The sequence below is a fragment of the Kitasatospora acidiphila genome, assembly GCF_006636205.1.
In the GTDB taxonomy this organism is placed as follows: domain Bacteria; phylum Actinomycetota; class Actinomycetes; order Streptomycetales; family Streptomycetaceae; genus Kitasatospora; species Kitasatospora acidiphila.
In genome coordinates this window covers 2913634-2940056 of the sequence record NZ_VIGB01000003.1, presented here as the reverse complement: position 1 = coordinate 2940056, position 26423 = coordinate 2913634, and the positions used below count along the sequence as shown (strand labels likewise).

21 protein-coding genes and 3 pseudogenes are annotated in these 26423 nt (G+C 73.9%); 11 read left to right on the top strand and 13 right to left on the bottom strand.

From position 1 onward, the window contains the following. Positions 1 to 17: 17 nt before the first annotated feature. Entirely contained in the window at positions 18 to 1346 is a 1329-nt protein-coding gene (locus E6W39_RS14005) for a hypothetical protein (protein ID WP_228718145.1), read from the bottom strand. A gap of 227 nt (positions 1347 to 1573) precedes the next feature. Between E6W39_RS14005 and E6W39_RS14000 the strand changes: the two genes are divergently transcribed. Both E6W39_RS14000 and E6W39_RS13995 read left to right on the top strand, forming a co-directional pair. Further along, a complete protein-coding gene (locus tag E6W39_RS14000; protein ID WP_181799262.1) occupies positions 1574 to 2605 on the top strand; it encodes a cytochrome c oxidase assembly protein in 1032 nt (343 codons plus the stop codon). A gap of 46 nt (positions 2606 to 2651) precedes the next feature. Beyond that, complete coding sequence (locus E6W39_RS13995; RefSeq protein WP_181799261.1) at positions 2652 to 3233, top strand: nucleosidase; 582 nt, start codon at positions 2652 to 2654, stop codon at positions 3231 to 3233. 40 nt (positions 3234 to 3273) lie between these two features. On the opposite strand, the gene E6W39_RS13990 is transcribed toward E6W39_RS13995, so the two are convergent. Further along, positions 3274 to 4059, bottom strand: coding sequence for a ZIP family metal transporter (locus tag E6W39_RS13990; RefSeq protein WP_101382521.1), 786 nt, complete (start codon positions 4057 to 4059; stop codon positions 3274 to 3276). Between the two features lie 183 nt (positions 4060 to 4242). Here E6W39_RS13990 and E6W39_RS13985 point away from each other — a divergent pair, with 183 nt between their 5' ends. Next, on the top strand, positions 4243 to 4980 hold the full coding sequence (locus tag E6W39_RS13985) for a DedA family protein (RefSeq protein ID WP_141633827.1): 738 nt from the start codon (positions 4243 to 4245) through the stop codon (positions 4978 to 4980). A 1-nt stretch (position 4981) separates the two neighbouring features. On the opposite strand, the gene E6W39_RS39340 is transcribed toward E6W39_RS13985, so the two are convergent. Then, complete coding sequence (locus tag E6W39_RS39340; protein WP_181799260.1) at positions 4982 to 5137, bottom strand: hypothetical protein; 156 nt, start codon at positions 5135 to 5137, stop codon at positions 4982 to 4984. Between the two features lie 119 nt (positions 5138 to 5256). Beyond that, positions 5257 to 5775: a hypothetical protein gene (locus E6W39_RS13980; RefSeq protein ID WP_141633826.1), complete on the bottom strand. Its 519-nt coding sequence runs from the start codon at positions 5773 to 5775 to the stop codon at positions 5257 to 5259. A gap of 107 nt (positions 5776 to 5882) precedes the next feature. Here E6W39_RS13980 and E6W39_RS13975 point away from each other — a divergent pair, with 107 nt between their 5' ends. Beyond that, the gene (locus tag E6W39_RS13975; RefSeq protein ID WP_141633825.1) at positions 5883 to 7130 is read left to right on the top strand and encodes an MFS transporter; all 1248 of its coding nucleotides are present in this window, start codon (positions 5883 to 5885) and stop codon (positions 7128 to 7130) included. A 7-nt stretch (positions 7131 to 7137) separates the two neighbouring features. On the opposite strand, the gene E6W39_RS13970 is transcribed toward E6W39_RS13975, so the two are convergent. From E6W39_RS13970 to E6W39_RS13950, 5 genes and pseudogenes are all read right to left on the bottom strand, one after another. Then, positions 7138 to 7533 (bottom strand): nuclear transport factor 2 family protein, encoded by a 396-nt coding sequence (locus E6W39_RS13970; RefSeq protein WP_141633824.1) that lies wholly within the window; start codon positions 7531 to 7533, stop codon positions 7138 to 7140. Positions 7534 to 7752: 219 nt separating this feature from the next. Then, positions 7753 to 8780 (bottom strand): annotated as a pseudogene (locus E6W39_RS13965) (N-acetylglucosamine kinase). A gap of 9 nt (positions 8781 to 8789) precedes the next feature. Beyond that, positions 8790 to 10070, bottom strand: coding sequence for a 6-phospho-beta-glucosidase (locus E6W39_RS13960; protein WP_141637729.1), 1281 nt, complete (start codon positions 10068 to 10070; stop codon positions 8790 to 8792). Between the two features lie 54 nt (positions 10071 to 10124). After that, a complete protein-coding gene (locus tag E6W39_RS13955) occupies positions 10125 to 11318 on the bottom strand; it encodes an ROK family transcriptional regulator (RefSeq protein ID WP_228718144.1) in 1194 nt (397 codons plus the stop codon). Between the two features lie 145 nt (positions 11319 to 11463). Continuing rightward, positions 11464 to 12504, bottom strand: coding sequence for a mechanosensitive ion channel family protein (locus E6W39_RS13950; RefSeq protein ID WP_228718143.1), 1041 nt, complete (start codon positions 12502 to 12504; stop codon positions 11464 to 11466). Positions 12505 to 12752: 248 nt separating this feature from the next. Here E6W39_RS13950 and E6W39_RS13945 point away from each other — a divergent pair, with 248 nt between their 5' ends. Next, the gene (locus tag E6W39_RS13945; RefSeq protein ID WP_101382528.1) at positions 12753 to 13367 is read left to right on the top strand and encodes an HNH endonuclease; all 615 of its coding nucleotides are present in this window, start codon (positions 12753 to 12755) and stop codon (positions 13365 to 13367) included. A gap of 104 nt (positions 13368 to 13471) precedes the next feature. On the opposite strand, the gene E6W39_RS13940 is transcribed toward E6W39_RS13945, so the two are convergent. After that, a complete protein-coding gene (locus E6W39_RS13940) occupies positions 13472 to 17131 on the bottom strand; it encodes a beta-N-acetylglucosaminidase domain-containing protein (RefSeq protein WP_141633822.1) in 3660 nt (1219 codons plus the stop codon). Further along, the gene (locus E6W39_RS13935) at positions 17110 to 17613 is read right to left on the bottom strand and encodes a hypothetical protein (protein ID WP_141633821.1); all 504 of its coding nucleotides are present in this window, start codon (positions 17611 to 17613) and stop codon (positions 17110 to 17112) included. Before E6W39_RS13935 ends, E6W39_RS13940 begins: the two co-directional genes overlap by 22 nt. Before the next feature lie 407 nt (positions 17614 to 18020). Here E6W39_RS13935 and malQ point away from each other — a divergent pair. The 3 genes and pseudogenes from malQ (at position 18021) to E6W39_RS13920 (ending at position 20978) form a co-directional block, all read left to right on the top strand. After that, a pseudogene (gene malQ, locus E6W39_RS13930) lies at positions 18021 to 20122 on the top strand (4-alpha-glucanotransferase). A 21-nt stretch (positions 20123 to 20143) separates the two neighbouring features. After that, positions 20144 to 20386, top strand: coding sequence for a hypothetical protein (locus tag E6W39_RS13925; protein WP_141633820.1), 243 nt, complete (start codon positions 20144 to 20146; stop codon positions 20384 to 20386). Positions 20387 to 20468: 82 nt separating this feature from the next. After that, entirely contained in the window at positions 20469 to 20978 is a 510-nt protein-coding gene (locus E6W39_RS13920) for a GNAT family N-acetyltransferase (RefSeq protein WP_141633819.1), read from the top strand. On the opposite strand, the pseudogene E6W39_RS13915 reads toward E6W39_RS13920, so the two are convergent. Next, a pseudogene (locus E6W39_RS13915) lies at positions 20939 to 21666 on the bottom strand (VIT1/CCC1 transporter family protein). The gene E6W39_RS13920 and the pseudogene E6W39_RS13915 overlap by 40 nt on opposite strands. A 94-nt stretch (positions 21667 to 21760) precedes the next feature. Continuing rightward, a complete protein-coding gene (locus E6W39_RS41555; RefSeq protein ID WP_228718142.1) occupies positions 21761 to 22798 on the bottom strand; it encodes a helix-turn-helix domain-containing protein in 1038 nt (345 codons plus the stop codon). 287 nt (positions 22799 to 23085) lie between these two features. Here E6W39_RS41555 and E6W39_RS13905 point away from each other — a divergent pair, with 287 nt between their 5' ends. From E6W39_RS13905 to E6W39_RS13895, 3 genes are read left to right on the top strand one after another with little or no spacing between them, the layout of a single operon-like run. Further along, positions 23086 to 24324: a DUF4185 domain-containing protein gene (locus E6W39_RS13905; RefSeq protein WP_141633818.1), complete on the top strand. Its 1239-nt coding sequence runs from the start codon at positions 23086 to 23088 to the stop codon at positions 24322 to 24324. Positions 24325 to 24368: 44 nt separating this feature from the next. Continuing rightward, positions 24369 to 25382, top strand: coding sequence for an LGFP repeat-containing protein (locus E6W39_RS13900; protein WP_141633817.1), 1014 nt, complete (start codon positions 24369 to 24371; stop codon positions 25380 to 25382). A gap of 15 nt (positions 25383 to 25397) precedes the next feature. Then, positions 25398 to 26405 (top strand): hypothetical protein, encoded by a 1008-nt coding sequence (locus tag E6W39_RS13895; protein WP_228718141.1) that lies wholly within the window; start codon positions 25398 to 25400, stop codon positions 26403 to 26405. Positions 26406 to 26423: the final 18 nt, after the last annotated feature.

The following is a 26423-nucleotide window of genomic DNA, read 5'->3' as shown; positions in this document are numbered from 1 at the left end:
CCTCATCGGTGCTCCGCTCATCGGTACTCCGCCAGCCGGCGCCCGATACCCGTCAGCGCGCCCGCCGTGCCCAACAGTGCGAGCAGGCCCGCGGCCGCGGCCACCGTGCCCGTTGCGTCGCGGCCGTCGCGGGCCGCGCTCAGGAAGTCGGCCTGCTCGACCTTCACGGCAGCGGCCAGGCTCTGGTCGGTCGAGTCGAACGACTTTGCGGCGCTGTTGGCACCGCTGCCCACGGTGTCGTCCAGGGCGCCCTGGTAGTCGCCGCCGTCGTTCTTGGCGCCGGCCGCGTTGTGCTGGTCGTTCCAGGCCTTGAACGAGCCCTGGGCATCGGTGATGTGACCCGCCGCGCCCGCCGGGGCCAGCTTGAGGGCCTGGGAGAGCGCGCTGGCGTCGCTCGTCTCGTCATCGGTCCACTGCTGCGCGTACGTGGTGGTGGAGCCACGGGCCACCAGGTTGAGGTTCTCCGCGGTGCGGGCCTTCAGGGTGTCTATCCGGGCCACGTTGAGCGCCTTCAGCGGGGCCGCGCCGCGGTCGATGCTCTGCTGGAGCGACGAGTCGCCGGCCAGCACCGCCGCCCCCAGCCAGGCCAGCAGCACCAGCACCGCGCCGGTGGTGCCCAGCAGGCCGGGGTTGAACACCCGGTTGGTGCGCCGGAACAGCCGCAGCTGCACCCAGACCAGCGCCGCCAGCACCACGACCCCGAGTCCGTAGGCCGCCCACGGGGTGGCCCGGGCGTCGCCGTAGTCGCTGTCCAGGCGGGCGAGTTCCAGCTGGGAGAGCGCCTGGGCCTGCGGCAGCAGCTGCTGCTGCATGCTGGTGGAGGCGTACCGCAGATAGGCCGCGCCGAGCGGCAGGCCCTGCCGGTCGTCGGCCCGGGCGGTCTCCACCAGGCCCGCGTAGACCGGCAGTTGCTGGTTGAGCTGGCTGACCAGGGACTGCGCCTTGGCCGAGCCGGTGGACTGCGCGGCGGCCTGGGTGAGCAGCTGGGTCGCGGTGGACAGGTCGTTCTGGTAGCGCTGGCGCAGTGCGGCCGGCTCGTTGCCGGCCAGCAGGAAGCCGGCCGCCGCGGTGGTATCGGCGTCGGCCAGCGAACGGTAGATCTCGGCCGCGTTCTGACTCAGCGGCTGACTGTGCGTCACCACCTGGTCGGCCGCACCGGTCCGGTCGGTCACCTGCCAGCCCGTCAGCGCGCCGAGGCCCAGGACCAGCACGCTCAGTCCGAGGGCGGCCAGCCGCAGCCGCCCGGGTGCGGTGCGCGCCGCGGCACGCCAGCGGTCCCGGCGGCGCACACGGGCCGGACCGCGCGGCGGCGGTACCGCCGCCGTCTGTAGTACTGGTGTTGCCACCGCTCCTACCTCCCCCAAGAGCCCGACCGGGACCGGCTGCTGGCAGCAGTCTGCCACCGGGCTGTGCCAAGACGGGCCCGGCTGGTCCAAGACGCGAGCCGTACCTTATGCGGTTCCGCCTGCGACGCGGCACCCCCGGGGGCGCCCCGGGCGCGGTGATCGTCTCGGGATCGGCCATGATGGCAGCCGAGACCCGCCCAAAAGGGGCGAAGCATGGAGCCGAAGTGATGCAGACCGCACAGACCGTCCTGGCCGCGACCGGCTACCACGGACCGCCGCCCTGGCAGTGGTCCGACCTGGCCACCTCGTGGACCGCCGAACCTGTGGTGCTGGCGCTCTCGGTGCTGCTCGGCGGCGGCTACCTGCTCGGGGTGGTCAAGCTGGCCCGGGTCGGCACCCGCTGGCAGCCCACCCGCACCCTCGCCTTCCTCGGCGGGCTGCTGCTGTGGATCTGGTGCACCTGCTCGGGCATGGGCGTCTACGAGCGGATCCTGTTCACCGACCGCGCGGTGCAGGTGGTGCTGCTGCTGATGCTGGTGCCGCTGCTGCTGGCGATGGGCGCGCCGGTCTCGCTGCTGGTCGAGACCTCGCCGCCGGCCCGCCGGCAGAAGATCCTGCGGGTGCTGCGCAGCGGCCCGTCCAAGGTGCTGATGTTCCCGGCGGTCTCCACCGCACTGCTGATGGCGCCGCCGTGGCTGCTCTACTTCACCCCCTGGTACGAGAAGTCGCTGAGCAGTGGCGCCTGGAACATCGGGACGCACGTCGCGCTGGTGCTGCTCGGCCTGGCCTACTTCTGGCCCAGGCTGCAGCTCGACCCGGTCGGCCACGAGTACCCGCACCTGGTGGGCCTCTTCATCACCTTCGCCGAGGTGATCTTCGACGCCGCCCTGGGCATCGTGCTGATCTACGGCGGGCACATCGTGGCCGAGCACTACTACACCGCGTTGGCCCGCCCCTGGGGCCCGAGCCTGGCCCAGGACCAGACCTGGGGCGGTAACGGCCTCTGGGTGCTCGGCGACCTGGTCGGCCTGCCGTTCATCTGCGCGCTGATCCGCCGCATGATCGTCCAGGGGCGGGAGGAGAACGCCGCGGTGGACGCCGCGCTGGACGCCGAGTACGAGCGGCAGGCCGCCGAGCGGGCCGCCCGGGTGGTCGCACCCGGGGGCGCACCGGAGGAGGAGGCGGAGCCCGAGGACGGCATGCGCCCCTGGTGGCTGGACGATCCCAACCTCAAGCACCGGTTCGGGTCCGGCTCCTGACTGCTCCGTCTCCTGGAGTGGGGGGCTCCGGATTACCATGGCCGCCATGCAGCTGACCGGAACCGTCACCCCCGACCGCCCCCTGCTGGTCCTGGCCGTGGCCGAGGAGGCCGCCTACCTGGACGGCGAGCTGCCGGTGCTGCTCACCGGCATAGGGAAGGTCAACGCGGCCCTGGCCCTGGCCACCGTGCTCGCCACCGGCCCGCGCCCGAGCGAGGTGATCAACCTGGGCACCGCCGGCGCGCTGCGCCCGGGCCTGGCCGGTCGCACCCATGTGATCGGCACGGTGCTCCAGCACGACCTGGACGACCGGGTGCTGGCCCTGCTGACCGGCCACAGCTACGGCGACCCGATCACCCTGGCCGCCGACGGCCCGACGCTGGCCACCGGTGACCTCTTCGTCTCCGACCCGGTGGCCCGCGAGCAACTGGCCGCCCGGGCCCACCTGGTCGACATGGAGGGCTATGCGCTGGCCGCCGCCGCGCAGCTGGCCGGGGTGCCGATCCGGCTCGTCAAGCACGTCAGCGACGAGGCCGGCGAGGGCGCGGCCAAGGCCTGGCGGGAGAGCGTGGACGACTGCGCCAAGGTGCTGGCCGCCTGGCTGGCCGAGGACCGCGGCACGGCCTGACGGTCGGCCGAGGACCGCGCCACGGCCTGACCGCCGCCGGTCATGCGCCGCCGGCGGTGACCACCGCGTCGGTGATGAAGCCCGCCAGCAGCCCGACCAGGATCATCCAGGTGGTCAGCTCCTTGAGTGCCGCCCGGCGGGCCACCGCGAGCAGCTCGATCACCACGTAGAGGATCGACCCGGCGGCCAGGCCGAGGAACGCGATGCTCAGGTAGTCGTTGACCAGGTGCTGGCCGACCAGGGTGCCGGCGAAGGTCGGGCCGCCGCCGATCAGGCCGAGCAGCGCCAGGCTGCCCCAGGACGGCCTGGTCCCCTCGGCGGCCAGCGGGGCCACGATGCCGAACCCCTCGGTGGCGTTGTGCAGCCCGAAGCCGATGATCAGCAGCACGGCCAGCGAGATCTGCCCGGTGGCGGCCGAATTGCCGATGGCCAGGCCCTCGGCGAAGTTGTGCAGGCCGATGCCGATCGCGATCATCATCGCCAGGTCGGCCGCGCTGCGCTCACCGCGCTCGCTCGCGGCGGCCAGCCGCCGGGCGTTCCACCGGTCGTAGTAGACCAGCCCGCACAGGCCCACGGCCAGACCGGCGGCCAGCACCAGGATCCCGGCGACCGCCGTGCCCCAGTGCTTGTCGCCGAGCGCCTTGTCGGTCGGATCCCAGGCGTGCGTGAGCACGTCCCAGACCAGGAACAGCAGGATCCCGATCGCCAGCGCGTTCAGCCCCGCCCGCAGCCGGGGCGCCGGGCGGCGCAGTCGGCCGATCGGCAGGCCGAGATAGATGGTGACGCCGGCGACGGCTCCGAGCAGGGCGATCTGACCGCTGGACATCCGGGCTCTCCGAGAGGGTCGGTGGCAGTGACGACGGCCGAGGCTAGGGCAGCAGCCCGGGAATGTCGTGAGGTTCTCGGAAATCGTTCGTCTACAGTGACGTAGACGGTGGCGTGAACGGACGACGGACGACGGACGACGGAAGACGGAAGACGGAAGACGGAAGACGGAAGGAGCCTGCCGGTGGGATCGGTCACTGGCTGGATCGCGGGCCTCTCCGGGCCCGTGGTGTACGCGGTGGTGGGCGCGCTGGTCTTCGCCGAGGACGCGCTGTTCGTCGGCTTCGTGCTGCCCGGCGAGACCGCCGCCGTGCTCGGCGGCACCATCGCCGCCGCGCACCGCGGGGTGAGCCTGCCGGTGCTGATGGCGGTGGTGGTGACCGCCGCGATCCTCGGCGACTCCACGGGCTACGAGCTCGGCCGCCGCTGGGGTCCGGCGCTGCTGCGCACCCGGCCGGCCGTCAAGCACGAGGCCCGGCTGGAGAAGGCCCGCGCCTTCATCCGCACCAAGGGCCCGGCGGCGGTCTTCTTCGGCCGGTTCGTCGCGCTGTTCCGCGCGCTGGTGCCGTTCCTGTCCGGGGTCTCCCGGCTGCCCTACCGCAAGTTCCTGCTCTTCAACGCGGCCGGCGGCACGATCTGGGGCGTCGGCTTCGTGCTGCTCGGGTACGTGGCCGGCTCGGCCTACGCCCGGGTGGAGCACCTGGTCGGCACGGCGCTGGCGGTGCTGATCGCGGCCCTGGTGGTGGTGGCGCTGGCGGTGTGGGCCTGGCGCAAGCGCCGGCGGGAGCGGGAGGCGCTGCGGTCGGAGGAGCAGGGCGCGGACGGCGACCGGGGCGAGGGGCAGGGCGGCGAGCGGGGTGAGGAGCCGGGCGAGGGGCAGGGCGGCGACCGGGGCGAGGGGCAGGGCGGCGAGCGGCGCTGACCTACCGTCGGGCCGCGACCGCCGCTCGGCGCTGCCGGCGGATCCAGTGCAGCCGCAGCGCCAGACCGACCAGGACCAGGATCACGGCGTCGACGCCGGCGCCCAGGCAGATGTCCGGATCCCACTGCAGCAAGCCGATGCCGATCACGGCCGCCATCGCGCCGCAGAACAGGACCGTCTCGGGGGCCGGGGACCGCTGCGGCTCACCCAGCAGCCACAGCCGGCGGACCGTCAGCGCCGTGGCCGGCAGGAGCAGGGCGAGCCCCAGAGCGCCGTTCAGGTCAAGGCCTGGCCGTCGGTCGGCCGGCTGCTCGCGTCCTGCTGCCGTTCCTGCGCGCGGAGCGCGGTCGGCCGCCCGTGCCAGCTGATCAGCTCGACCCGGTCGCCCCCGGTCAGCCGGTTCCCGAGCGGGTCGACCCCGGTCGGCACCACGCGCTGCTCGTCACCCGTACCCGGGTCGAGCAGGTCCACCGTGGTCTGCTGGTTCCTGCCGTTGCTGATGTGCGCCCGCTGGACCAGCTCGCTCTGCCGCCAGCGGCAGTCCGGCGCGTTCCGGGCGGTGCAGACCGGCGCGGCGAGGAACTGCCGGGCGGTGCTGACGGCGGACGGCAGCGCCGGCACCAGCAGCACCGCGCCGAGCAGCCCGCCCACGGCCGCCACCGACAGCACCACCGCGAGGGCCCGGCACTGCCAGGGCGCCCAGCGCCGCCTGGGGGCTGTCCTGACCTCCCAACTGCGCGGCCGGGCCGGTGTCTTCCCCGTCCGCTGCTTGCGTCTGCGCTCGCTGCTCGCCATCAGGTCCCCGTTTCGTCCGCGGAATCGGTACGCCTGCCCGATCGGGCGGCCGTCTGCGGTCCGTTAATCCTTTGACGTGCCATTGACGGCCGGGCGAGGGTGGGCGGATGTCCGCCACCTTCGCGCCGCTGCGCCACCGACCGTTCCGCTGGCTGGTCGCGGGGCGCAGTTGCGCCACCCTGGCCAACAGCATGGCCCCGGTGGCGCTCGCCTTCGCGGTGCTGGACCTGACCGGGTCCCTGACCGATCTGGGCCTGGTGGTCGGCGCCCGGTCGCTGGCCAATGTGGCGGCGCTGCTGTTCGGCGGGGTGCTGGCCGACCGGGTGCGGCGCGGGGTGATCCTGCAGGGCACCGCGCTGGCGTCGGCGCTGAGCCAGGGGCTGGTGGCGCTGGCGGTGCTGCTGCACTTCGCCTCGCTGCCGCTGCTGATCGGGCTGAGCCTGGTCAACGGGGTGCTGGCGGCGCTGTCGATGCCGGCCAGTTCCGCCCTGCTGCCCCAGACGGTGCCCGCCGAGGAACTGCGGCCGGCCAATGCGGTCAACCGGATCGGCCTCAACATCGGGACCATTGCGGGCAGTTCACTGGGCGGTCTGCTGGCGGCCGGGGTCGGCCCGGGCTGGGCGCTGGCCGTGGACGCGGTGGTGATGCTGGCCGCGGCGGGCGGCTACCTGGGCATCCGGCTGCCGTCGGCCGCGCCGGCCGGCCCGGCTGCCGAGAAGACCCGCCCGCTGGCCGAACTGCGCGAAGGCTGGCGGGAGTTCACCGCCCGTCGGTGGGTCTGGGTGGTGGTGCTGCAGTTCATGGTGGTGAACGCGGCGGAGTCCGGCTCGATCACGGTGCTCGGGCCGGGGATCGCCGACGCCACCTTCGGCCGCGGCGTCTGGGGGCTGGTACTGGCCACGCAGATGGCGGGCGCGGTCGTCGCGGGCCTCGTGGTGGCCCGGCTGGCGAACCGGCGGGCGCTGCTGGTCGGGGTGGCCGCGGTGTTCGCCACCGTGCTGCCGGTGCTGGCACTGGCGGCGCGCGCGGATGCCGTGCCGGTCGCCGCGGCGATGTTCGTGACCGGCTTCGCAGTCGAGTTCTTCTGCGTGGCCTGGGACCTCTCGCTGCAGCAGAACATCCCTCAGGACCGCCTCGCCCGGGTCTACTCCTTCGACGCGCTGGGCTCCTTCCTGGCGCTGCCACTGGGCGAGATGGCCGCCGGGCCGGTGGCGGCCAGGATCGGCACCGGCCGCGCCCTGACGGCCGCCGCCGCCCTGATCGTGCTGGCCACGGCCGCCGCACTGGCCGTCCGGGCGGTGCGCACCCTGACGGTGCGGGATGACCAGCCGGCACCCGAACTCGCCACGGCCTGAGCCGAGATCAGACCCGCGGCGCGATCAGGTCCTGGTATTCGCGCCAGTGCACGATCCGCCCGTCCCGCACCCGCAGCAGCAGGACGAAGACGGCCGTGCCGCGGCGCCCGCCGGCGGTGGCCGGACCGGTCAGCCGGTACTCGGCGATCAGCACCCCGGGGTCGGCCGCGTCGCGCAGCGCCAGCACCTGGAAGTCCTCGAAGCACACCGGCCGTTCGGCCTGGGCGGTGGCGGCGAACGCCAGGAACTCGGCCCGCCCGGTGAACTGCTGCGGCCGCCCCTCGGGTGCGTAGGGGAACTCGACCACCGCGTCTTCGGCCCACAACTCCTCGGCCGGCGCGAACGCACCCGCCAGCAGACCGGTGCGGAACTGCTCGAAGATCTCCAACGGGCCGTCGGCCATCAGGGCACCTCTCGGGGCGTCACCATCACAACCGCCCCAGTATTCCGGCGCCACCCACGCCGTGCAGCCATTTCCCCCAAGTGCCGCCACGCAGGCGTCGGTGCGTGGTGGGGGAGCGGTGGGTGGTCGCCGGTGTGGGGTCTCCCGGGTGGTTCCTGGGGCGTCTCCGCTGGTGGTCGGTGCGTGGTGGGAGAGCGGTGCGGCGTCTCCTGAGGGTTCCTATGCCGCTATCGCCGGGCGTTGGTAGGCGGCGCGGAGGCGTTGGTGGGCGCTGGGAGGGCTGCCCAGGCGGTCGAGGCCGAGCAGGGCGGCGCCGAGGACCGGGGGCGCGGTGACGATGCGGGGGCGGGCCAGGGGGCGGCGGTGCGCAGGCGGGCGCGCAGGTTGTCGAGCAGCAGCGGCTGGCCCGCCGCCAGCACTCCGCCGCCGAGCACCAGCGGGGTGGGCGCGGCCAGCAGGTTCAGCCGGGTCAGCGCCACCCGGGCGAGCGCCGCGATCTCCGCCGCCTGGCGGTCGATCAGCGCCAGCGCCGCCGCGTCGCCGCCCTGCGCGCAGTCGAAGAGCAGCGGCACCACCTCGTGCAGCCGCACCCGGGGGAACTCGCCCAGGTGCAGCGCCTCGGCGAACGCCGTCGCCGTGGTGAGCCCGAAGTGGGCCGCGATGGCCGGCGCCAGCGCGGTGGCCGGGCCGCGGCCGTCCTCGGCCCGGGTGGCGTGCCACATCGCCTCGGCGGCCAGCCCGCCCCCGCCGCCCCAGTCGCCGGTGAGTTGCCCGAGTGCCGGGAACCGGGCGGTGCGGCCGTCCGGCAGCAGCCCCACGCAGTTGATCCCGGCGCCGCAGACCACCGCCACCCCGCGCGGTGTGTCGGTGCCCGCGCGGAGCAGCCCGAAGGTGTCGTTGGCGACCGAGACCTCGGCGCCCCAGCCCTGTTCGGTGAGGGCGGCGGCCAGCGCCCGCTCCTCGGCCGGCAGGTCGGCGTTGGCCAGGCAGGCCTGCAGATGGCTGACCAGCGGGCCTGCCTGGCCAACGCCGGCGCTCAGGCCGCCGGCGCTCAGGCCGGCCGCCGCCGCGCAGGCGGCGACCAGCGGGGCCAGCGCGGCGACGGCAGCCCGTGGCCCGTGCGCCTGCGGGTTGAAGCCGCCGCCTCGGGCGGTGCCGAGCACGGTGCCGTCGGCGGCGACCAGGGCGACGTCGGTCTTGCTGTTGCCGGCGTCCACGGCGAGCACGCCGGCCAAAGGCTCAGTCATGACGCTCCGTCAGATCCAGCTCAGGTAGGGCTTGTTGTGCGCGATCAGGGCATCGGTCAGCTGCTCGGCGAGCTCGATCTGACCGACCAGTGGATGGCACAGCAGAGCGTCGAAGACCCGGTCCCGGCCGCCCTTGAGGGCTGCTTCCAGGGCGAGTTGCTCATAGGCGGTGACGGCCGCGATCAGCCCGGCGAACAGTGGCTCCACCGGCCGCTGCGGGAGCGGCCGCACCCCGGTGGCGTCGACGGCGGCCGGTACTTCGATCACCGCGTCGTCGGGCAGGAACGGCAGTACCCCGTCATTGCGGGTGTTGACCACCTGGATGTCCGCGCCGCCCCCGGTGCCGAGCAGCGCCGCGATCAGCTGCACCGCCGCCTCCGAGTAGAAGGCGCCGCCGCGCCGGCTCAGCAGCTCCGGCTTGGTGTCCAGCGCGGGGTCGGCGTAGAGCCGCAGCAACTCCCGCTCGATCTCGGCCACTTGGGCGGCCCGGGAGCCCTGCTCGCGCAGCTCGGCGACCACTGCGTCGTGCTGGTAGTAGTAGCGCAGGTAGTAGGAGGGGACCACGCCGAGGCGCCGGATCAGCGGCAGCGGCAGGTGCAGGTCGTCGGCGATCTCGGTGCCGAAGCCGGTCAGCAGCTCGGGCAGCACCTCGCGCCCGGTGGTCGCGCCGGGCGCGTCCAGCAGGGTGACGCCGCGTTCCCAGGTGAGGTGGTTGAGGCCCACGTGGTCCAGCCGGATCAGCTCCGGCGCCACCTGCAGGTGGGCGGCGAACTTGCGCTGGAACCCGATCGCCACGTTGCACAGCCCGACAGCGCGGTGCCCGGCGGTCTGCAGGGCCCGGGTGACGATGCCCACCGGATTGGTGAAGTCGACGATCCAGGCGGCCTGGTTGGCCCGGCGCACCCGCTCGGCGATCTCCAGCACCACCGGCACGGTGCGCAGCGCCTTGGCCAACCCGCCGGCCCCGGTGGTCTCCTGGCCCACGCAGCCGCACTCCAGCGGCCAGGTCTCGTCCTGCCCGCGGGCCGCCTGTCCGCCCACCCGCAGCTGCAGCAGCACCGCGTCGGCGCCGGCCACCCCGGCGTCCAGGGCGGTGCTGGTCCGCACGGTGGCCGGATGCCCCTGCTTGGCGAAGATCCGCCGGGCCAGTGCGCCGATCAGCTCCAGCCGGTCGGCGACCGGGTCGATCAGCACCAGTTCGCCGATCGGCAGGCTGTCGCGCAACCGGGCGAAGCCGTCGATGAGTTCGGGCGTGTAGGTGGAGCCGCCGCCGACGATGGCGAGTTTCAGGGACATCAGCACTCGACCCCTGTCGATTGTCGATGTGGATGGGTGGGTGGTGGGTCAGTCGGTGGTGAAGACCTGCTCCCGGGCCGCGCCGAGGGCGCGTTGCAGTGCGCCGTGCAGCACCGGGGAGCCCGGCACGGTGCTGCTGAGCAGCCGCGGCCGGGGCACCGCCAGGCCGGTGAGCTGCTCCTGGACGAGGTCGCGCAGCCGGGCACCGCCGGCGGTGGGGATGCCGCCGGAGAGCACCACCAGCTCGGGGTCGATCACGGCCACGATCGCGGCCAGCCCGGTGGCCAGCCGCTCGGCCAGCACGGTGAGGAACGCGTCGCCCGCGCCCGGGGTGGCCAGTGCCTTGCCGATCGCCGCCCCGGCGCTGCGGGCGCTCAGGCCGTGCTGCCGGGCCAGCGCCAACACCCCGGTGGCGCCGGCGAGTTCCTGGAAGCCGCCGGAGTTCTCACGGCGGACGTTGCGGATCACCGGGGCGCCCGGCACCGGCATGTAGCCGACCTCGCCGGCGCCGCCGGTGTGGCCGCGGTGCAGCCGGCCGCCGAGCACGATCGCCGCGCCGATCCCCTCCTCGGCCCACAGCAGCACGAAGTCCGAGCAGCCCTGGGCCGAGCCGAGCGCCTGCTCGGCGACGGCGGCCAGGTTGACGTCGTTCTCGATCGCCACCGGTGCGCCCAGCGCCTCGGTGAGCCGGTCGAGCAGCCCGCCGGAGTGCCAGCCGGGCAGGTGGGCGGCGTAGCGCAGCTTCTGGGACTGGGGATCCAGGGCGCCGGGGGTGCCGATGGCGATCCCGGTCAGGCTGCCGGGGGACAGGCCGGCCTTCTCCAGGGTGGCGGCCAGGCCGTCGGCGATCCGCTCGACGGTGCCGGCCGCCTGCCGGCCGGGGGTGGGCAGCAGGTGTTCGGCGATGGTCCGCCCGGTGATGTCGGCCACCGCGAACCGGGTCTGGCCGGGCGTCACGTCCAGGCCCGCGACGTAACCGGCCGCCGGGTTCACCTGGTAGAGCTGGGCGTTGGGGCCGGGCCCGCCGACCGTGGTGCCCACCGGGACGACCAGCCCGGCGGCCTCCAGGCGGGCCAGCAGCTGGGAGGCGGTGGGCTTGGAGAGCCCGGTCAGGCTGCCGATCCGGGTCCGGGAGAGCGGGCCGTGGGCCAGCAGCAGGTCCAGGGCGGCCCGGTCGTTGATGGCCCGCAGCCGGCTCGGCGTACCGGGGCGTGGTGCGGGTGGGGCGGAGGTGTCGTTCACGTGCTCGATCCTCCTCCGTCGGCGGGCCCTTGGCGACAATTGGAAACTTTACTAACAATCCAATGGGTGTCAATGGATACGACGGAGCCCTGGCCGGGTGCGGCCAGGGCTCCGAGGTACCGAGGGGGTCAGGGCTCCGAGGGGGTCAGGGCAGCTTGCCGAAGGCCTGCTGCTCCTCCGGGGACGGCGGCGGGATCGGACGGGCGCCCAGGGAGCGGGCCGAGGACGGATCGGCGAGTGCGGACGGCGGCTGCGCGTCGGCGGTGGTCGCCGGCGACGCGGCGGCCGCGGGCGCGGCGGCCTCCTCCTTGAGCTTGATCCCGGCCCCGTCGAAGACCGCCTTCAGCCGGCCGCGCAGCGCGCGGGTGACCAACTGCGCCTTGCTCGGCATGGTCTTCGCCTGCACCCGCAGCACCACGGTGTCGGCGGACACCGACTCCACGCCCAGCACCTCCACGGGCTCCCAGAGCAGTTCGTCCCAGGGCGACTCCTTGGCGAACGCCTCGGCCGCGGTCAGGATCAGCGCCTCGACCTTGTCCAGGTCCTCCTTGTACCCGACCTGCACGTCCACCGTCGCGGTCGACCAGCCCTGGCTCATGTTGGCGATCCGCTTCACCTCGCCGTTGCGGATGTACCAGATCTCGCCGCTGCCGCCGCGCAGCTTGGTCACCCGCAGGCCGACCTCCAGCACGGTGCCGGTGGCCACCCCCATGTCGATCTCGTCCCCGACGCCGTACTGGTCCTCCATGATCATGAAGACCCCGGAGAGGAAGTCGGTGACCAGGTTGCGGGCGCCGAAGCCCAGCGCCACGCCCGCCACCCCGGCGCTGGCCAGCAGCGGCGCCAGGTCCACCCCGACCTCGGAGAGCACCATCAGCGAGGCGGTGCCCATGATCGAGAACGAGGCGACGCTGCGCAGCACCGAACCGATCGCCGCGGCCCGCTGGCTGCGCCGCTCCGGGTTCACCAGCAGCCCGCCCAGCCGGCTGCTGGTGTCGGTGTCGCTGTGCTCGGCCTCCCGGGTCATCCGGTGGATCAGCTGGTCGATCAGCTTGCGCACCACTGCCCGCAGCACCAGCCCGAGCAGCACGATGACCACGATGCGCAGTGTTCCGTCGATCCACGACTCCCAGTTGGCGTCCAGCCAACCGGCCGCCTCCCTGGTGCTGCTAGTGACGTCGGTCACGGGGCCCCTCCTGTGCTGCGGGAAACTCGGCGCACAGCCTAGCGAGCGCGTGTCGGTGCACCGAATGGCCGGCTTGGGCATAGAGACAGGTAGCACGGGCGAGCGCGGAACCCGCGTCCGCCTGTTACCCGGTAGTGGTGGCGCCGTACAAAGTCGTAAGGCGACACTGGGGGTGATCGCGCAGCGATGCGCGGTCATCCGCTCGTCCCGGCGCGAGCCACGCGCCGCAGGCGTCCAAGGAGGCATCCGTGCCGCATGTCCTGGTCCTCAACGCGTCGTACGAGCCGCTAGGTGTCGTGTCGACGCGCCGCGCCCTCATCCTGGTCCTCAATCACAAGGCGGTCAGCCTGGAAGACTCGGGTGTCACTCTGCACAGCGCCACCAGCGCCGTTACGGCGCCCTCCGTGGTGCGGCTGACCCGGTTCGTCCGGGTGCCGTTCCGCGGGCCAGTACCGCTCACCCGCCGCGCACTGTTCGCCCGTGACCACGGGCGCTGCGTCTACTGCGGGGCCGCCGCGACCAGCGTCGACCACGTGATCCCGCGCAGTCGCGGCGGACAGCACCGCTGGGACAACGTGGTGGCGGCCTGCCGCCGCTGCAACCACATGAAGGCCGACCGCCACCTGACCGAGCTCGGGTGGCGGATGAAGCGACCTCCTGCCCCGCCCAGCGGGCTGGCCTGGCGCATCATCGGAACCGGGATCAAGGATCCGCGCTGGCGGCCCTACCTGGAGCCGTACGGCGGCACGGACCAGTTCCGTGACTTCGAACACCATGTCCATACCGACCACGCGGGAGCACCGGTTCCGCTGGGCCGGTCGCGTCCTGTCCACCGCGGTGAGCCGGAGAGCGTCATCGCCTGACCAGCTAGGGCCGCAGTACCCCGGTAGCCTCATGGGCCGGTGGCGCCCCTCCAGGAGGGAGCGCCACCGGCCCGCCGCGTTCCAGTGCCCCGGGGCCGACCCGGTCAGTGCCCCGCAGCGGCCCCGGCGGTCGGGCCCGGCGCAGGCGACGGGCCGGGGTTCGGGCCGGCGGTCGGCTGCGCGGTCGGCGTGGGCGACGGCGTCGCGGGGCCGGGCGAGGCCGACCCGCTCGGCGACGGCGACTGGGACGGGGACGGCACCCCGCCCGGGGTCGGCACGGGCGTCGGCACCCCGACCGGCGGCACCGGCGGGGTGGGCGCCGCCGTCGGGTCGGTGACCGCGTACAGCTCGATCCCGTAGAGCGAGTAGCCGTACTTGGTGGCCCGGCTGACGCCCTGCATCCGCAAGTAGACCGCGCCCGGCGCGTCGAACCGCACCGTCTCGGTGCCGCCCTTGCCGTTCGCCACGGTGGCCACCGTGGTCCAGTTCACCCCGTCGCTGGAGGTCTGCAGCTGGTATGCGGCGGCGAACGCGTCCTGCCAGTGCAGCACTGCCTCGCCCAGGTGGGTGGGCTGCGGCAGTTGGAGCTGCACCCAGGCGTTGTCCACCGCGGGGGAGGACCAGCGGGTGGCCGGGTCGCCGTCGTTCACCGCCGAGGCCGGGAACTTGGGCGTCTCGTCGCCCGAGGAGCTCGCGGTCGCGGTGGGCGCCAGGTCCGGTCCGCTGGTCGGCGGCACCACGTGCACCTGGAGGGTCTGGTGCAGCGTCACCTGACCGGAGGTGAAGTCCACCGGCACCTGGTACGTCCCCGACGGGGTCCCGGCCGCCGCGCTGACCTGCACCGGCGTGCTGCCGCGCCCGCCGCGCGGCGCGCTCACCGCCGCACCGGTCTGGCCGGCCGCCGGCGCCGGCGTCACGGTGATGCCCGACACCCCGCCGGGCGCCGAGGCCCGGATCTCGCCGCTGGCGCCGTCCGGGCGCAGCGCGTCCACCACCGCCTGGGTACCGGCGGGGGTGGGGGCGCCGGCGATCACGTCCAGCTCCGGGTCGGCCAGCGACAGCCGGGCCACCGGAGTGTCCGCGTACCAGGGCACGATCTGGTTGACCACCGGCGCGTCGCCGCCCGGCTGCCAGGTCAGCCGCACCGCGCCGGTCGGCTGGCCGCCCACCGGCAGCTCGTTGTAGCCCGGGTGCAGGGTGCCCACGTCGACCCAGCTGCCGTCCGCGTGCCGCACCGCCACGGTCGCGGTGGCGTGCACCGTCGGGTCGGTCAGCACGGTCAGCCGGTCCAGCGGGCGCACCGATCCCAGCTCCACGGTGAGCGGGGCGTCCGCGCTGGTCGGTGGGGCGGCCGCCCGGTAGGCGGTGTCCGGGTCGCCGTCCAGCATCGAGGCGGCCGAGGAGCCGGGCGCGGCGGCCGGGCCGCCGGAGACCGTCATCGCGGGGGCGTCCGGCGCGGTCACGCTGAAGTCCCGCACCGCCACCGCGTTCTGCTGGGCCTTGGTGGCGCGCAGCCGGATCGCCCGGACCACGGCGCCGGCCGGCAGCGTGGCGGTGACGGTCTTCTGCTGGTGCGCCACCGCCAGCTGCTGCCAGCCGCCGTCGCCGGTGGAGTACTCCAGCACCCCGTCCCGCAGGTAGTCGTCGGCGGCCGCGGCGGCGTCGCTGCCGGGCGTGGCAGTGCCGTCCGAGCCGCCCATGGTGACGGTCACGGTGCCGACCGGGCGGCCGTCGCCCAGGTCCACGCCGACCGAGTCGCCCGGCTGCGGCGGGGCGGCGCTCCAGTAGAAGCTGCCCGCGTCGGCGTCGGTCATCAGCGCGGGGCCGTGGCCGTTGGCGCTGCCCATGGTGCTGGTCGGGGCGACGGCCCCGGCCGACACCCCGGACCAGCTGTCGGCGGCCCTCGTCGCCCGCTCCAGGAACGGGTCCAGCACCCCGGCGCCGATCGTCACCGGCCCGGCCGCGGCCAGCCGGTCGCGCAGCTGGCGCAGCGTCACCCGGGAGTTCCAGGCGGTCGCGCCGTCGCCCTTGTGCTGGGCCAGCAGCATGTCCAGCGCGGCCTCGCCGGCCCGCCCGTAGTCGCTCAGCCGGCTCAGCCAGGGGCTGGTCTCGGCCACCAGGGTGGAGCCGCCGATGCCCGCGGCGGCGCCGCTGTCGGTGCCGCGCAGCATGTCGGGGGCGCCGGCCATGGTGGCGAACGCGGCCCGCAGCGGGTCGGCGGCCTGCTGCAGCTTGCCCAGGTCGATGCTGCCGCCGGTGGGCTGCAGGGCCGTCCAGAAGGCGCTGATCAGCGGGGTCAGATAGCCCGACTCGGTGCTGGACAGCGGCGAGGAGGTGCTGTTGCCGGCCAGCGCGGTGAGCGCCGCCAGCGCCGGGCCCGCGTCGTTGGCCCCGGCCGGCGCGGCCTCGGCGGCCAGCTCGCGCAGCGCGTACTGCCAGGAGGCCTGGGCCTGGTAGCCGGTGGGGTTCCAGGCGTAGTCGGCGGCGGTGGCCAGCGGCAGCTGGGAGGCGGCGGCCTGGCGCATTCCGGCGGTCAGCAGCATCGCCGAGCGGCTCGCCACCTCCGGGGCGCGGCCGGCGTACGGGCCCAGGTAGAGCCGGTCCGGAGTGGAGTCGTTGACCGGGTAGTTGTCCATGGTGACCAGCGGATGGTTGAACACCGCGCTGGTGTCGGTGGTCTGGGCCGCCGTGATGCTGCCCGGTATCAGCCCGACGCCGCTCCAGGCCACCTGGACGGCCTGCGGCAGCGCGGCGGCCAGCGCCTTGCGGTACGGGGTGGCGCCCTGCTGGTGGAACTCGGTGGGCAGCACCGTGAGCGCGGCCAGCTCCGGGTGGGCGGCGATCAGCCGGGTCTGCACGGCGGCGGCCAGCTTGGCCTGCGCCTTGGCATGGCCGGCCGGGCCGGACCCGAAGGCGTCCCGGTCGTCGCCGCAGTGCCAGTCGTTGAAGCTCACGTTGTCGAACTGCAACTGGAAGGCGCCGAAGCCGAGTCGGCGCAGCCCGTCGAGCTTGGCGAGCAGCGCGTCGACGTCCGCGGCGGAGCTGTAGCAGAAGTTCTGGCTGGGAGCCACGGCGTAGCCGAGGGTGACGTGGTTGGCGGCGGCCCGCTCGGCCAGGGCCCGCAGGTCGGCCAGCTGGTCGGCCGGGTAGGGGGTGCGCCACTGGTCCTGGCGGTACGGGTCGTCACCGGGCGCGTAGAGGAAGAAGTTCTGCTTGGTCCGGCCCAGGAAGTCCAGCATCGCCAGCCGCTGCTCGCTGCTCCACGGGGTGCCGTAGAAGGACTCCGCGGTGCCGCGCACCGGCGCGCCGCTCGGCCAGTCGCGCACCGTCAGCCCCGGGAAGCCGTAGCCGCCCACTCCGTGCGAGCCGACGCCCTGCCCCAGCCCGGCCGGCACCTGGGTGAGCAGCTGGCGCAGGGTCTGCGCGGCGTAGAAGGCGCCGCTGCCGTCCACACCGGCCAGCACCACCGCGCCGTAGCTGCCGCCGGCCACCGGGAGTTGACCGGCCGCCAGCGTGTAGCCGCCGTCCGGCAGCCCGGCCGGGTCGGCGGCGCCCAGGGCCTGCAGCGCCTTGGCGGCGGCCGGGTCGGTCTGGTCGCCCGGCTTGGGGGAGGAGACGTAGACCAGCAGCGAGCCGGGCGCGGGAGTCGCCTGCTCGGGGGTGACGATGCTGGCGGCGCCCGCGCTGAGCAGCACCTGGCGGACGGTGGCGAGCGCGCCCGGGTCCAGGTCGGCGCCGACCATCAGCGACACCTCGGCGGGCACCGTGACCGGCTGGCCGGCCTGGTGCAGCTGCTGCGGGCGGGGTAGACCTGGGGGTCGGTCAGGCTGCCCAGCGGGGTACGGGTGCCGGGCAGCTGGGCGGCGCTCTGCGCGGTGGCGGGCGCGGCCAGCGCGGCGGTCGGCACGGTGGCGACCAGTGAGCCGATCACCGCGGCGGCGGAGAGCGTGGCGGCCACCCGCAGCCCGGCCCGGCGGTGCGGCAGGGTCCCGGTGGCGCCGGTCCCGCTGACGGTGGGTCCGTTCGGCGCCCTCTCGGCTTGGATCCCGGTCAGCAGCGGCTCGGTGCCCTTGAGGTCGGCGATCAGCCGGTCCGCGGTGCGCGGCGCGACCAGGCGGGCGGTGCGGGCGGTGGCCCGGCGGGTGACTTCGACGGCGGGATGGTGCAGGACCTCTCGCAGCGCTGGGCTGGCTTCGAGCTGCTGCCGCAGCCGCCTACCGGCGGCGGCCGACACACGGGACTGCACGGGGGCCTCCTTGCGGCCGGGGCAGTCGGCCGTATCGGGGGTGGTCGACGAGCATGCGCGTCCTGCCGGCGGCCCCCCGCCGTCCTGCTCGGACTACGCGGCCAAAGCCCACCAGTTTCGACGCGTCAGTGTCAACGTGACCTGCTGTGATGACCGTTTCATCCGAAAATGTCCGAGCGGTGTGCACGTGCCGCAGGCATGTGCGCAAGCGGGCATTGTGCACGCGGTCGGCGCGCCGCTGCGGATGGCGGCCGGACGCCCCGGGTAGGAGTGGATCCTGACCGCCCATCGAGTCCCGGTAGGAGACCGCGTTGGCCGCATACCTCGACCGTTCCGACGAGAACCCTGACGAATCATCGGGCGCGGCCGGCGCCGACCCGGCGGCACCGGACGCCCCGAGCGCCCGGCTGGTCGCACTTGCCCACCACCACGGCGTGGACGCCAGCTACGACCCGGGCGACGGCAGGCACATTCCGGTGCCCTCGGCGACCCTGATCGCCGTGCTGGGTGCGCTCGGCGTGGACGCGGCCACCCCGGAGGCGGTCGAAGAGGCCCTCGCCGAGCGCCGCGCCGCCCAGGCCGCCCGGCTGCTGCCGCCCACCCTGGTGGTGCGGGTCGGCCGACGCAGCGCGCTGGACGTGCCCGCCGCCGCCCGGCTGACCATCGAGCTGGAGGACGGCGGCCAGTGGGAGGTGCCGCCGGGCCGGTCCCACTGGCTGCCCGCCGACCTGCCGCTGGGCCGGCACACCCTGCGGATGGGGCTGCCCGACCGCTCCGAGACCGCCACCCTGATCGTGGCTCCGCAGCGGCTCGAACCGCTGCCCGGGCGCGGCTGGGGCTTCCTCGCCCAGCTCTACTCGGTGCTCTCCGAACGCTCCTGGGCATGGGCGACTTGGGTGACCTGACCGAGCTCGCCCAGTGGTCGGGCGCGGCGCTGGGCGCCGACTTCCTGCAGATCAACCCGCTGCACGCGGCGCTGCCCACCCTGCCCTCCGACCCCTCGCCCTACCGCCCGTCCAGCCGCCGCTTCGCCGACCCCGTCCACCTGCGGATCGAGGCGGTGCCCGAGTACGCCCGCACCGTGGCCGCCGACCGGGTCCGGCTGGACGAACTGGCCGAGCGGGCCGGGCGGTTGCGCACCGAGGTGCTCGACCACGACGGGCTGATCGACCGGGACGCGGTCTGGGCGGTCAAGCGCGAGGCCCTGGAGCTGCTGCACACCGTCCCGCGCGGCCCCGGCCGGGAGGCCGCCTACCAGTCGTTCGTCCGCCGCGAGGGCGATTGGCTGGAGCGGTACGCCACCTGGTGCGCGCTCGCCGAGAAGCACGGCGGCGACTGGCAGCACTGGCCGGCCGGCCTGCGTCACCCGGGGACCCCGCAGGTCGCCGCCGCCCAAGCCGAACTCGCCGACCGGGTGGAGTTCCACCGCTGGCTGACCTGGCTGCTGGACGAGCAACTCGGCCGCGCCCAGCAGAGCGCCCGCGACGCCGGGATGGCGATCGGGCTGATCCACGACCTGGCGATCGGCGTCCACCCCGGTGGGGCCGACGCCTGGGCGCTGCAGGACTACCTGGCGAGCGGCATCTCGGTCGGCGCCCCGCCGGACGCCTTCAACGCGCACGGCCAGGACTGGGGCCTGCCGCCCTGGCGCCCGGACGCGCTCGCCGCAGCCGGCTACGCGCCGCTGGCCGAACTGCTGCGGGCCGCCGCCCGGCACGCCGGGGCGATCCGGATCGACCATGTGATGGGCCTGTTCCGGCTCTGGTGGGTGCCGGTCGGCCGGCCGCCCACCGAGGGCACCTACGTCCGCTACGACGCCGAGGCGATGCTCGGGGTGCTCGCCCTGGAGGCGCACCGGGCCGGCACCGCGGTGATCGGCGAGGACCTGGGCACCGTGGAGCCCGGGGTGCGGGAGGAGCTGGCCGCCCGCGGGGTGCTCGGTACCTCGGTGCTCTGGTTCGAGCGGGACTGGGCCGGCGAGCTCGGCCCCAAGGGCGCGCCGCTGGACCCCAAGCGCTGGCGGGCCGGCTGCCTGGCCACCCTCACCACCCACGACCTGCCCAGCACCGCCGCCCGGCTGTCCGGCGAGCATGTCGTGCTCCGTCACCAACTGGGCCTGCTGGCCCGCCCGTTGGCCGAGGAGCAGGAGAATGCGGCCGCCGAACTGGCCAACTGGCGCACCGAGCTGGTCCGGATCGGCATGCTGGCCGACGGCGCCGAGCTGGACCAGGCCGCGCTCTACGACTTCCTGCTGGCCACCCCCGCCGAGCTGGTCGGGGTCTGGCTGCCGGACATGGTCGGCGACCCGCGCCCGCAGAACCTGCCCGGCACCTGGGACCAGTACCCGAACTGGCGGCTGCCGGTGGCCGACGGCACGGGCGTCCCGGTCACCCTGGAACGGCTGGCCGCCGAGCCGGGCCCGCGCGCCACCGCCGACCGGCTGACCCCCCGCCTGGCCGCCGACCGACCCGGACCCGGAAGGCCGACCCCGCCGCGCGCCGCCCGATAAGGGGCCGGTACCTTGGGAAACGTGGACAAGAGGAACGCTTTGCGCGCTGGTGCGGTCACCGCAACGGCCACGCTGATGATGCTGCTGCTGTCGTTGCCGGCCTCCGCCCTGACCAGGGACGACGGCGACGACCCGGGCCCGGGCCTGTCCATCGCGCAGACCCTCGGCCTCTACGTCGGCATCCCGGTCCTCTCCTTCGTGGTGATCACCGGGCTGGTCATGCTGGGCACCCGGAACAGCAGCAAGGGCAAGACCACCCGCTGAGTCCGGCTCACCTGCTCTGAAGCGCCCCCGCTCGCGAGAAATTCGCGGGCGGGGGCGCTGAGTCGTGTGCGACGGTGGCCGGATGGACAACGCCGCCGAGACCCCGTTGCTCCGCCCCGCCCAACCGGCGGAGGCCGAGGCACTGACCGCGCTCGTGCTCCGCTCCAAGGCGCACTGGGGATATGACGAGGCCTTCATGGCCGTCTGCCGCGACGAGCTGACCCTGAGACCGGAACAACTGGTGCCCGGCCGCACCCTGGTCGCCGAGCAGGACGGCACAGCGCTCGGCTTCGGCCTGCTGGCCGGCGACGCACCGGTGGGCGAGCTGGCGATGCTCTTCGTCGAGCCGGCCGCGATCGGCCAGGGCCTCGGCGGGCGGCTCTACCGCGGCCTGCTGGAGCTCGCCCGGACCGCCGGCTTCACCCGGTTGACCATCGACGCGGACCCCTGCGCAGCCGACTTCTACGCGGCCCATGGCGCGGTGCGCACCGGCGAGACGCCGTCGGGCTCGATCCCGGGTCGCACCCTCCCGGTCTTCACCGTGACGGTTCCTCAGACCCCCGACGCCCCGATCAGCGAGCCCGCCGCATAGGTGACCCCATCGCCAGCCCGCCGCCCACCACATTGCGCAGCACCGACGGCCGCACCGGCGAGTCGCCCAGCCGGGCGCCCACCCAGCCGGTGACCACCAGCGCGCAGAGCACCGCCACCACCGTCACCGGCACCCGCAGCGAGACCGGCGGCAGCACGATCGCCAGCAGCGGCAGCAGCGCGCCCACCGTGAACGCCAGGCAGCTGGCCCAGGCGGCGTGCCAGGGGTTGGACATCTGCCCCGGGTCGATGCCCAGCTCCACCTGGGCATGAGCGGTCAGCGCGTCCCGGGCGGTGAGCTGCTCGGCGACCTCGCGGGCCACCTCCTCGGTCAGCCCGCGCTGGGCCAACAGGCCGGTCAGCTCCGCCAGTTCGGCATCGGGCTGCTCGGCCAGCTCCCGCTCCTCCACGGCCAGGGCGGCCCGCTCCGAGTCGCGCTGGGCGCTCACCGAGACGTACTCGCCGGAGGCCATCGAGAGCGACCCGGCCAGCAGCCCGGCCAGGCCCGCGGCGAGCAGCGCGGTCGACGAGCTGGTGGCGCCGGCCACCCCGACCACCAGCCCCGCCGTCGACACGATGCCGTCGTTGGCGCCCAGCACCCCGGCCCGCAGCCAGTTCAGCCGGACGCTCAGGCCCTCGCCGTGCGGCTCGTGGGCGTGGGGCGTGAGGGGCTTCGGCGTGTCGTCCACGCTTCAGTGTCGGCACGCCGGGCCGGAGTTCGGCGGCGATCGGCGCCACGGCGTGTCGTCGTAGCACCACCCGCTACCCGCCACCCGCTACCCGCTACCCGCTACTCAGCGGCCGGTACCGCTGCAGGTTCTCGCCCACCCGGTCCAGGTACGTCTGGATCGTCGCCAGTCTCGCCGTGTCGTGGTTGCGCACCACCCAGGTGGCCGTCTCGTACGCAGCGGCCAGGTTGAGCTCCGGGTCACCCTGGATCCCGCGTAGCTCCGGGGCGATGGCACAGAGCATCCGCCCCACCGCGAGGATCGAGTCCTCGGCGGTGAACGGCGGGTTCGGCACGGTGCCCTGACGGTCGGCCGGCAGGTAGTTGCGCAGCACCCGGGGGGTCCAGCGGGCGATCCCGTACTCGTCCTTGGCCGGGTCGCTCAGGTTCGGGTCGAAGCCGCTCTCGGCCTTGAGGATCGCCGCGATCAGGGTCGGCGTGACCTCGGGCTCGGGACAGCCGGTGCCCGCCTCCACGATCAGGTCCCGGTACTGCGCGGGGATGTCGGTCCCTGGACGCAGCCACCGTTCCGGACCCCGTAGCGGCCCCCGATCGACGGTGGCCACCACCACGCCCGGTGCGGCGGAGTCCCCGGGGACGCAGGCCTGGAAGACCAGCACGAGCACCGCGGCGGCCAGCGAGCCGAGCACGCGGGGCAGGATCGCCGCTCGGCTGCCAGGACCGCCGGGATCGCGAGGCCCAGGGACCTGATCGGCCGGCGGCTCAGCTGACGCACCCCCACCCTCCCGATCGCGAGGCCCAGGGACCTGATCGGCCGGTGGCTCAGCTGACGCACCCCCACCTTCCTCCTTAGCCGCCGGCGGTTCCGTGATCAACCGGTGCGTCTCCACCCGCCGCCGCTCCCACCCCACCGGGTCCCCACCACACGCCGTCACGAACGCGGCCAGCACCGCGTCGCTCGGCAGCCGCCGCCCGGCCGCCGCCTCGGCGAGCGTGGAGGCGGAGTAGTTGGTGCTGGCAGCGAGCCGACGGTACGGCGGGCTGCCGGCCTGGCGGCGCAGCTCCCTCAGCTCGAGCGCGAAGAGCGCCAGCGGGCCGCCGTCGGCGTCGAGTGGCTGTTCCTGCCGTCCCACCTGCTTCTCCTCCCGGTTGGTACGGGGCACCGCACCCAGCCCTCACCAACCCTTGTCCGGGCTTTGTCCGGCGTTTGTCCGAGCAGCTCAGCGGCCCGTGACGGGGTGCCCCGGGCCCGGTTTGATGAGGCCCGGCACCCCCGCTCCGCATGTGTCATGACAAGCATCCAACCCGTTCCGGGGTGCCGCGACCGTGCGATCCACCGGATCCGCCCTGTGCGGTAGTTCACACACCGTCAGCTGGTCCCACCGGCCGGACGCACCACCACCCTCAGGAGGCTCCCTCGATGTCCAATCCTTCCCAGGCCGACCGCCCCGAGCCCACCCGCCGTGCGGTCCTCCGGGCCGGCGCCGGCCTGACCCTGGGCGCGGGCCTGGTCGTCGCCACCGCCGGCTCCGCCGCCGCGGCTGCGGGCAGGAGCGCCGTCAGGGGCGCCGCCACTCCGAACGCCGTCACGCCGATGCTCCAGACCGGCACCCCGCTCTGCGACACCCCCGGCGACTCCGCGAGCGCGCAGGGTCTGGGCTCCGGGGACCTCGGCATCCCGTACTACCGCGAGCACGACAACAGCTGGGGCTACGTCTTCGGCGATTCCTGGGCCAATGCGGCCCAGCAGGGCACGTACCTCGGCTCGCCGGTGATGCTCGCCCAGGCGACCTTCGACAACACCGGCGGCTCGCCGATCTCCTTCAGCTGGGCGATGCCCACCGGAGGCCAGGCCAACCAGTTGTTCAACTACAACCACCAGACGGACAACGGCTACGGCTGGGAGTTCAGCCGGATCCCCAACGACTGCATCGAGTTCGGCGGCCGCACCTACATCCAGTACACCTCGGTATTCACCTGGGGCCCGCCCGCCGGGTACGACGGCTCGCTGATGTCCGGGGTGGCCTACTCCGACGACTACGGCGTGACCTGGCAGGACTACGCCTACCACTGGCCCGGCGACCGCCAGGGCACCAACCAGTCCATGTACGGCATGTGGTCCTTCGCCGGCATCGACCCGGACGGCTGGCTCTACATCTTCTCCAAGCGCTGGAACGGCACCCACCACAACACTGCCGACGGCGGCGCGATCCAGCTCTTCCGGATCCAGCCCGACGACTTCCGGGCCGGCAACTTCGGCGCCCAGCAGAACTGGGCCTACCTCAACGGCTCCTGGCAGTGGACCCAGGACGTCGGGCCGTCGGTCATCCTCTCCGGCAACAACATCGGCGAGTTCTCGGTCAAGCGGATCAACGGCACGTACTGCATGAGCTACTTCGACGTGGCCGACTACTCGATCTGCACCCGGACCGCACCCCGCCCGGACGCCGTCTGGACCGCGCCCAAGGTGCAGATCGCGGGCAACAGCTCCTTCCCGCCGAGCCACTGGGGCAAGCCGCAGCTCCCCTACCTCTACGGCGGCTACATCCACCCGGGCAGCGCGGGCGCCAACTCGCTGACGCTGGTCGTCTCGCAGTGGAACGGGACGCAGGGCCAGTCGCCGTACCGGGTGCTCCAGTACGACGGCATCAACCCGTGACGGTTCGCCAGTTGCCCTCCGCATCTTCCCGAAGGAGACGGCGCATGCGCCGCACCACCGCACGGCTCGCCACCCTGCTGTCCGCCGCCGTGCTGGCCACCCTGGCCGCCCCGGCCCACGCGCAGACCGCGCAGCCGCCCATCCCGGGCCCGCTGAACCTGCGCTCCGCGGCCGACGCGGGCTGCTACATCCCGCCGGACCGCGACATCGCCGTGACCCGCAAGGTCTACGAGGTCGGCCAGCGGATGAACGCGGACGACAAGGTGATGCTGGCCGGCTTCGAGACCGGCTGGGTCGAGTCCCACATGAACGACCTGGCCTGCGGCGACCGGGACTCGCTCGGAGTGTTCCAACAGCGCCCCTCCCAGGGCTGGGGCACGCCCGACCAACTGCTCGACGTGGACTACGCCGCGAGCAAGTTCTTCCAGGTCGCGCTGCAGATGGAGCCGACCATCCCGGACAGCACGGCCGGCCAACTCGCCCAGGCCGTCCAGCGTTCGGCCTGCCCCGACTGCTACGACCAGGCGGAGTCCATAGCCCGGGCCCAGCGCGACGAGGCGTTCCAGCCGTACGGGACGATCGGCGACAAGTACGCGGCGATGGGCGGCGCGAACAGCGTGCTCGGCCCGCCGGTGCGCGCCGAGGAGGACTCCTCGTTGGGCGGGCGGTTCCAGCAGTTCCAGAACGGGATCATCCTGTGGCATCCCGACGAGGCCCACCCGGTCTACGGCGACATCCTCAGGACCTTCTGGGCGACCGACGCCGAACGCCACTGGGGCTTCCCCACCACGGACGAGGCTGACGCTGCCCAGGCACCCAACGGGACGCGCGGGCGGTACCAGTTCTTCGAACACGGGCTGTTCCTCTGGTCGGCGGCCACCGGTACCCACGAGGTCCATGACGCCATCTATGACGCCTTCGCCGCCAACGGACGCGAAGCCGCCCTCGGCTACCCCACCACCGACGAAGTCGACGACAACGGCGGCAAGGCCCAGCACTTCCAGAACGCCACCATCCACTGGAACCCCACCCAGGGCACCTGGATCACCACCAACTGACGGGGAGAAAGAACGATGTCACCGCTCATCAGCCGCCCGGCTCGGCGCGTGGCGGCACTGCTGATGGCCGCCGTCGCGGCCGGCCTCGGCCTGGCCGGGCCCGCCAGTGCCTCCACCCCCGACGGCTCGATCGGCCGGGGCGAGGTGCTGGACCGCTCGCAGTCCTGGATCGACTCCCAGGTGCCGTACAGCAACACCGGCTGCTACTCGAACCAGTACGGCTGCTACCGCCCGGACTGCTCGGGTTTCGTCTCGATGGCCTGGAACCTCAGCTCCGGGCTGACCACTTGGGACCTGTGGAACGTCACCACCGACATCGCCGCCGGCGACCTGCAGCCCGGCGACGCCCTGCTGCGCGACTCCGGCGGCACCGACCACGTGGCGCTGTTCGTCCGCTGGGCGGACGGCGCACACACCGAGCCGGTGGTCCGCGAGGAGATCGACTACGGCTACGTGGCCGAGGAGGACACCTGGACCAACGGACTGCGCGGTTTCTCGCCCCGCCGGTACAACCAGCTCGACGACCTGATCCCGTACGGGACGATCGGCGCGAAGTACGCGGCGATGGGCGGGGCCGGCAGCGTGCTCGGGTCACCGATCACCGGGGAACGCGACTCCTCGTTGGGTGGGCGGTTCCAGCAGTTCCAGAACGGGATCATCCTGTGGCATCCCGACGAGGCCCACCCGGTCTACGGCGACATCCTCAGGACCTTCTGGGCGACCGACGCCGAACGCCACTGGGGCTTCCCCACCACGGACGAGGCTGACGCCGCCCAGGCACCCAACGGGACACGCGGGCGGTACCAGTTCTTCGAACACGGGCTGTTCCTCTGGTCGGCGGCCACCGGCACCCACGAAGTCCATGACGCCATCTATGACGCCTTCGCCGCCAACGGACGCGAAGCCGCCCTCGGCTACCCCACCACCGACGAAGTCGACGAGAACGGCGGCAAGGCCCAGCACTTCCAGAACGCCACCATCCACTGGAACCCCACCCAGGGCACCTGGATCACCACCAACTAGGGCTTCTCGCACCGGCGC